Source organism: Mycolicibacterium arseniciresistens (assembly GCF_030519285.1).
Lineage (GTDB): Bacteria > Actinomycetota > Actinomycetes > Mycobacteriales > Mycobacteriaceae > Mycobacterium > Mycobacterium arseniciresistens.
This window is the reverse complement of the sequence record NZ_JAUMSQ010000536.1, coordinates 1-311: the sequence shown is the minus strand read 5'-3', so window position 1 is coordinate 311 and position 311 is coordinate 1. Positions and strand designations below refer to the sequence as shown.

The window sequence follows — 311 nt, the reverse complement described above, 5'->3', positions numbered from 1 at the left end:
CGTGCCGGGCGACGGCGCCTGAACCGCCGATGCCCAATCCGGCGCCGGACCGCCTGACCGACGTCCCGCCGGCAGCGGGCGCGTTCGTCGCCGCGCTGCTCGCCGACCCCACCGCGCCGGCGAAGGTGCTGGTGTCCGGTGGCATCGGTACCGGCAAGAGTGCGGTCCTCACCGCCGTGCGGACCGCGCTGCGCGAGGCGGGCCGAACGGTGCTCACCCGGCCGCCCCGCCCTGACGACCCCGCCGACGCGGCCCTCGTCGTCGACGACGCGCACCTGCTCGGCGACGCAGAACTCGACCTGCTCGCCGAC

General features: G+C 77.2%; 1 pseudogene. It reads left to right on the top strand.

Going from position 1 to position 311, the window contains the following annotated elements:
- Positions 1 to 29: 29 nt before the first annotated feature.
- Positions 30 to 311, top strand: a pseudogene (locus Q2100_RS31315) (isoniazid response ATPase/transcriptional regulator IniR); the annotation flags it as partial.